General features: G+C 52.4%; 7 protein-coding genes, 1 tRNA gene and 2 pseudogenes. 3 read left to right on the top strand and 7 right to left on the bottom strand.

The features are described from left to right. Positions 1–216: 216 nt before the first annotated feature. Positions 217–1057: pseudogene (locus JHD74_RS25210) on the bottom strand (DUF4942 domain-containing protein). A gap of 10 nt (positions 1058–1067) precedes the next feature. On the opposite strand from JHD74_RS25210, the pseudogene JHD74_RS25215 reads away from it, so the two are divergent. Next, positions 1068–1352 (top strand): annotated as a pseudogene (locus JHD74_RS25215) (tyrosine-type recombinase/integrase); the annotation flags it as partial. 15 nt (positions 1353–1367) lie between these two features. Here the strand turns inward: JHD74_RS25215 and JHD74_RS25220 are convergent. From JHD74_RS25220 to JHD74_RS25230, 3 genes are all read right to left on the bottom strand, one after another. Next, a tRNA-Arg gene (locus tag JHD74_RS25220) sits at positions 1368–1444 on the bottom strand. 142 nt (positions 1445–1586) lie between these two features. Next, a complete protein-coding gene (locus JHD74_RS25225; protein ID WP_024528452.1) occupies positions 1587–1892 on the bottom strand; it encodes a hypothetical protein in 306 nt (101 codons plus the stop codon). Continuing rightward, the gene (locus tag JHD74_RS25230) at positions 1889–2101 is read right to left on the bottom strand and encodes a hypothetical protein (RefSeq protein ID WP_074027797.1); all 213 of its coding nucleotides are present in this window, start codon (positions 2099–2101) and stop codon (positions 1889–1891) included. Before JHD74_RS25230 ends, JHD74_RS25225 begins: the two co-directional genes overlap by 4 nt. Before the next feature lie 228 nt (positions 2102–2329). Between JHD74_RS25230 and folD the strand changes: the two genes are divergently transcribed. Then, positions 2330–3196: a bifunctional methylenetetrahydrofolate dehydrogenase/methenyltetrahydrofolate cyclohydrolase FolD gene (gene folD / locus JHD74_RS25235; RefSeq protein WP_021805409.1), complete on the top strand. Its 867-nt coding sequence runs from the start codon at positions 2330–2332 to the stop codon at positions 3194–3196. An 11-nt stretch (positions 3197–3207) separates the two neighbouring features. Beyond that, complete coding sequence (gene ybcJ, locus JHD74_RS25240; RefSeq protein WP_021180059.1) at positions 3208–3420, top strand: ribosome-associated protein YbcJ; 213 nt, start codon at positions 3208–3210, stop codon at positions 3418–3420. Between the two features lie 70 nt (positions 3421–3490). Here ybcJ and JHD74_RS25245 read toward each other — a convergent pair whose 3' ends face one another. The 3 genes from JHD74_RS25245 to JHD74_RS25255 are packed head-to-tail and all read right to left on the bottom strand — an operon-like array spanning position 3491 to position 6281. Continuing rightward, positions 3491–4204: an MgtC/SapB family protein gene (locus tag JHD74_RS25245; protein WP_024528450.1), complete on the bottom strand. Its 714-nt coding sequence runs from the start codon at positions 4202–4204 to the stop codon at positions 3491–3493. An 8-nt stretch (positions 4205–4212) separates the two neighbouring features. Beyond that, positions 4213–5448: an MFS transporter gene (locus tag JHD74_RS25250; RefSeq protein ID WP_024528449.1), complete on the bottom strand. Its 1236-nt coding sequence runs from the start codon at positions 5446–5448 to the stop codon at positions 4213–4215. An 11-nt stretch (positions 5449–5459) separates the two neighbouring features. Further along, on the bottom strand, positions 5460–6281 hold the full coding sequence (locus tag JHD74_RS25255) for an MBL fold metallo-hydrolase (RefSeq protein WP_074027794.1): 822 nt from the start codon (positions 6279–6281) through the stop codon (positions 5460–5462). Positions 6282–6427: the final 146 nt, after the last annotated feature.

Raw genomic sequence — 6427 nt, forward strand, 5'->3', positions numbered from 1 at the left:
CCCCCCCCCCCCCCCCCCCCCCCCCCCCCCCCCCCCCCCCCCACCCCCTTTTTTAGTTGGCATCGTCGGCAGCGTCAGATGTGTATAAGAGACAGGCACTTTGGAGTTTTCATCTAAAACGCGTTTAGCATTATTAATGTTATCCATAGAAATTTATTCATCCAATGCTGTTATTGTTATTTATCGAACACACTTTTAGCCCCCTTCTCTGAGTCATCATCGAGCGGGGAGCGTCTGTGAGTAAATATCATTCATCTTGTCTATCAACGCCGGTTTCTTAAATGTCAGGTGCGCTGAACCCTTCATGAAGTGCTTGATAGAAAAATACTCATCTTCATAAACCTCCGCCGTATGCCGATGGGTACTGATATCATCATACAGCCGAGCGGTGACGTCCCCCCGGTTATCTGAGATCGCCTTGCCATCCAGCAAATACAACATTCTCTCCAGATCCGCCAATTGATCCCGCCTGTAACTGTGGTTCAGCGTAACCCCCATTGGTTGTAACTCACTAAACCGTTGACGATAATTTTCTTACGAAATTTACAAGGGTGATTCGACTTGTAAAGCCAGGAAAGCGATTTGAAAACGCTGATCACTCCCCGTTCAAACACCTCGCCCTTATCACGATGCAACTGTTCGAACGTGCTGTAGATACTCTCTTCGCTGATAGTTGGCAAGTCTTTGCTCTCCAGATTTCGATACCATTGATCACGCGCTTGAGCATCCATGATCGACAGCATTCCTGACTTTTTCATCAGGTCTTGCCATAGGTCGCGATCAAGATTGCGGGTGATCACTGGCATGGCCGTTTCTGCTTTTTCCATCAGCCAGCAACCGCAGCGGAAGTCTTGCCGCATGGCCCAGTCTCTGGCTATTCCTCCACCGATGCTGTTAGTGATGGCGAGATATCTTCAAGTTGGTGAATCAGGGCTTCAATCTGCGTCAGCGCGATGTTACGACTGGTGACGATACGTTCAATACTGGTGGAGCAGATAATCTCGGTGTGATCGGTTAACACATCGGGTTCAATCACGGTATTCAATGCTGTTGACATCGTTGGGGTTGACTCAAATACAGCATGGAGGCTAGCACTGCAACGAGCAGGGATAGAAAACTTCCGTTTCCACGACTTGCGACATACGTGGGCAAGCTGGTTGATTCAGGCCGGTGTCCCGTTATCTGTTCTGCAGGAAATGGGGGGACGGGAGCCTATTGAAATGGTGCGTCGGTATGCCCACCTGGCAGCAAGTCATTTGACCGAACATACGCGCCAGATTGATGCGATTTTTGGCGTTAGTGTCCCAAATCTGTCCCACCTTGAAAAACAGGAAGGAACAAATGATGAGTAAGTCTATGATTCTAAATGGTACGCCCTACAGGGCTCGAACCTGTGACCTACGGCTTAGAAGGCCGTTGCTCTATCCAACTGAGCTAAGGGCGCATTGAAATGCGGATGCGGCAACCGAGGTTGCGGAGTTGGATTATACGGTCAGAGGTTATTGAGTCAATGCCTTTTGACTCTGTGGTGGTGGCAGAGGTGCTTTATGGCGATTTTTCGCACACAAAAACTATGATAAGTGACCCTAACGCGATGATCTGGCTACGCTAATCCCCTGCCACAATACCGTCTCATCAACCCCTTGTGGTTCAACCGTGGGTGCCAATGGGCGTGGGTTTGCCCTCTGCCCTGCTTTTTGCGACATACAGGCACGTGCCGATCGCACCACGGCGTTGATATCCCCCCAATCGGCCTGCGGGGCATTTAGCACATTACAGGTCTGCGCCAGCATTGCCCTAGGCAACTCACTGGCTGCCAAGGTATTCATCGATGCCTGACAAAGTGGCGTAGCAAGCAGCAATACCAGCACTAAAGGAACGCTACGCATCATTGGTGGCCCCTTTTGTACCACTGCGCCATACGCTGACTCCAGGAAGGGCGGCCCTCCTTCGGCTTACAAAGCCGATGTAATGCCTGCAACAACGCCACCTGCGCCGGATGCAGGGAGGAATCAAACACCGTTTCACCAATATGCCGCTGTTCATCTGCTGGATGTCCACCAGGTTGATGCAATGGATAGAGCCGAGTAATCGTCTGCATGATCCTGCCTCCATAGACCCCAAACGCCAGGGGCAATGGGTAAAGCCTAAAAGACTGGAGGTAAAAAAAGCGTAGAGGATCATTCCGTTGGTGTAAAAAATGTATAAACCGCTACGCAATCGTGTGCTTATTCTCTGCATTAACCCGATCGAAAGCCTGACAGCGCGCCTCTCTTCTGCCAAAATAGCGCCATCCCCCGCTTTTCTTAAATGATGGATTTCCTCACTGATGGCAGCAAAGATTATTGATGGCAAAACGATTGCGCAGCAGGTTAGAAACGAAGTGGCTGAGCAAGTGAAACAACGTCTGGCGGCCGGCAAGCGTGCGCCGGGCCTGGCGGTGGTACTGGTTGGTGAGAATCCGGCTTCGCAGATTTATGTCGCCAGCAAGCGCAAGGCCTGTGAGGAAGTGGGCTTTATTTCCCGCTCTTACGATCTGCCCGCCTCCACCACCGAGCCTGAACTGCTGGCGCTGATCGACAAATTAAACGCCGATAAAGAAATTGACGGCATTCTGGTGCAGCTCCCCTTACCAGCAGGCATTGATAACGTGAAGGTGCTGGAGCGCATCAGCCCGGATAAAGACGTAGACGGTTTCCATCCTTACAACGTCGGCCGCCTGTGTCAGCGCGCACCTAAACTGCGCCCTTGTACCCCACGCGGCATTGTCACCCTGTTGGAACGCTACAACATCGATACCTATGGCCTGAACGCCGTGGTGGTGGGTGCCTCCAACATCGTTGGCCGCCCGATGAGTATGGAGCTGTTGCTGGCCGGGTGTACCACCACCGTCACGCACCGCTTTACCAAAAACCTGCGTCACCACGTCGAAAATGCCGATCTGTTGATCGTTGCCGTGGGCAAACCTGGGTTTATCCCAGGAGATTGGATCAAACCGGGTGCGATCGTGATCGATGTCGGCATCAACCGCTTGGAAAGTGGTAAAGTAGTCGGCGACGTAGACTTCGAAGCCGCAAGCGAACGTGCGGCCTTCATTACTCCGGTTCCAGGTGGCGTCGGCCCGATGACCGTTGCTACACTGATCCAAAATACCTTGCAAGCCTGCGAGGAATTTCACGACGTTCAACCTAACTAAGTTAAGGCAGTATGGAAATTTTTAATCTGGAAGGTCACCCTCATGTCGAACTGTGCGATCTGCTGAAGTTCCAGGGCTGGTGTGACAGCGGCGGTGCCGCGAAAGAAGTGATCGCCGAAGGGCAGGTCAAAGTAAACGGTCAGGTCGAAACGCGTAAGCGCTGCAAGATCGTTGATGGCCAGAAGGTCAGCTACAAAGGCATGAACGTCACGGTTAAAGCCTGATTGTTCAAGCGCCAGCAAAAAAATGCCGGGTCGGCTAAGCTACCCGGCATTTTTGATCCACTCAAACCCGCTAATGCTCCAATGCGACGAAGCACACGTGTTGCATAGCGCGCAGTGAGCCATACAGTTCGTCCAGGGTCGTCCTTTTCCTTACCGTCAGCTTAAAGTTAACTTCAATCTTGTGTTTTTTGACGTCACGTATGGTCATTGCATCAATCAGGTTTCTCTGCTGATTAAGCTGGGCCATCAGGCTGGCTAGCCCTGCCTGCTCATCAAGTATCAGCCGTACTTTGACCTTCCCCAGATATTGATTCCTCGATTGCAGCAGGAAAATATAGGGGCTGATCTTTATCGCCAGTAAAAACAGTGCGGTAGCCAAGAGTGCGTGCAAATAAAAACTGGCTCCACAGGCAATTCCCACTCCCGCCGATGCCCACACGATCGCGGCGGTCGTCAGACCGGAAATGGCGTCATCACGCCGGTGCAAAATCACCCCAGCGCCCAGGAAGCCCACCCCACTGATAATTTGTGCGGCCAACCGCATGGGATCGCTGCGAATATTGACGGAGATCTCGGCGTAATACTCTGCAGACTGAATCGACACCACCGTTAATACGCAGCTGGCGACGGCAATGATCACGCAGGTTTTAAACCCAACGGGCTTGCCCTTGGATTCACGTTCCAGACCAATCACGCCCCCCAGAACAAACGCCGCGACTATCTTGCCTACCGTCGCCAGATGGAGCGGCCCCAACCCGCCCAGCACCGATAACCAGCTGTCCATGTTGCTTCCTATTGCTTCGCGGGTTTCATTGCCGCCGGTGTTTTCTGTTTAGAAAGATCGTCCTTGAAGAAAATAAAGAAGAAGACCGAGACAACGCCGGCGATAATCGCCGAGAACAGCCAGAAGCTTTCCCACTGCGGTAACGCCTGTGGCCCCTGCTCCGTCACCGTGCTGTTGAAGATCTGGCCGCAAATGGTGGACGCGAACAGCAAGCCAAAACCATTGGAGACGATAAAGCGCAGACTCTGGGCCTGGGCTTTGATTTCGGGCCGTGCTTTACGGTCAACATAGATATCCCCCACCGTAAAGAAGAAGTCCCAGCAGAAGCCTTGCAGCATCAGGCCAATCAGGACAAACGTCATGTTGGCGTCAAGCGCAGCCTGGGAGAACAGCACCGAGCGGATGATCCAGCACACTGCGCCCATCATCAACGTCACCTTGAAGCCCGCTTTCAGTAGGAAGAACGAAAGCAGGAACATAAACACCACTTCGCAGGCGATCCCTACCTGCATCATGGAGGCGGCGTTATCAAACCCAAGCGCTTTGAGGAATACCGGTATATAGGCGGAATAGGCCGTTTTGGGGATCATCAACACAAAGATGCTCAGCATCAGAATGGAGAAGTTACGATCTTTAAATAGCGACAGCGCATCCAGGCACAGCAGATCGCGCAGGGTGAAGGTGCTGCCCTTGGCCTTCGGCGGTGTATCCGGCAAAGTAAAACAGTACAGCCCCAATGCCACCCCAGCGGCCGAAGCAATGTACCAGGTCATGGTATCGCCGGAATATCCCATCTGACCGATGATGAAACCTATCGCCATAAAACCGAAGGTGCCAAACACGCGGATCACCGGGAAATACTTCACGCCGTTGATATGGCTAAAGCTGATGCTGTTGGCCAGCGCGGTAGTCGGATAGAACAGCAACCCGACCAGGAAGATCATCACCAGCGTCATGGTGGTGTCCTGCGCCTCGATAAACTGTGGCACACAAAGGATCACCCCGGCGTTGATCAGGTGCAGGATCGCCATGACTTTCTGCGAAGCAAAGAAGCGGTCTGCGACCATGCCGATAAACAGCGGCGAGAGTATGGTTGCCAATCCCAGCAGCGCATAAGATGAACCGATAATGGCGGCCATGCCGTAGGTGCTCAGCACCAGGCCCATCGTCATATTCCAGGCACCCTGCATGAAATACTGCACAAACATCATGATCAGCAGGCGAGGAGTCTTGTTAAAGTCCATGAGTTATCCCCCTATGCCACGTTAACGGTCAGGCCGTCATACGCAACGGTGATGTTTTTATCACGGCAGGCTGCCACCAGCTCCTCATGCAGCAACTTGCCGCTGTGAGAAATATGCGACACCACGATCTGGCTGCCGGCATGCAGGCACTCCATCGCACGCAGTTTCTCTTGGGCGGCAAACACGGTTTCCAGGCTCATATGATTGTCGGTGCGATCGTCGCCGTTGAAACCGTAAGTGCATTCCAGCACCACCAAATCCAACGCTTTGCCCTGTAGCCACTGCCAGGTGAGTTCCGGGAACCAGCCCGAATCATGGCCATAGAAAATCGTCTGCCCGTCTTTTTCGATCACATACACGTAGCAAAGCTCCCACTTGGCGTGGTTGGCCAGCAGCGGTGTGATCTTGTAGCCATGGCTTTCTACGGTGACGAAAGGCACCAAGCAGTGGAAACCAAAGCGCTGTTTGCTGTAGCCCGGCAATACCGCAGCACAGCCGTTGATCGCTCGATCGTTACCAAAAATCTCCAATGGATGGTCGATATCGAAGCCGTAACCCTCCATTCGGCTAAACAGCTCACCGACGTTGAAATGGTCTGGATGGGTGTGGGTAAACAGCAGGTCGGTGATACCACTTGCGTCCAGCCCATCACGCAACAGCTGTTGGCTGAACTCCGGGGCGACGTCGATCAACATCACATCATCAATAATCGCCGAAGAGTGGGTACGCAGATCTTTCCCCTTGAGAAAACGGGCCTGTTGGCAATGTTCACAGCGGCAAAACGGATTGGGGATCCCTTCAGAGGCAGCCGATCCCAGGAAATGTATTTTCATTTTTTATCCTTTTTATTCAGTACATTACTGACCTATTGCTCCTATCTCCTTCGTTAATTTGGTCGACGAAAGTGATTTTGGAACGTGTCAATCATAGTCATGAGGGCAAAAAACGGTTAATACTGCAATGAATATTGGTGATCCGC

Source organism: Serratia sp. ASV30, from assembly GCF_016428815.1.
Classification (GTDB): Bacteria; Pseudomonadota; Gammaproteobacteria; order Enterobacterales; family Enterobacteriaceae; genus Chania; species Chania fonticola_C.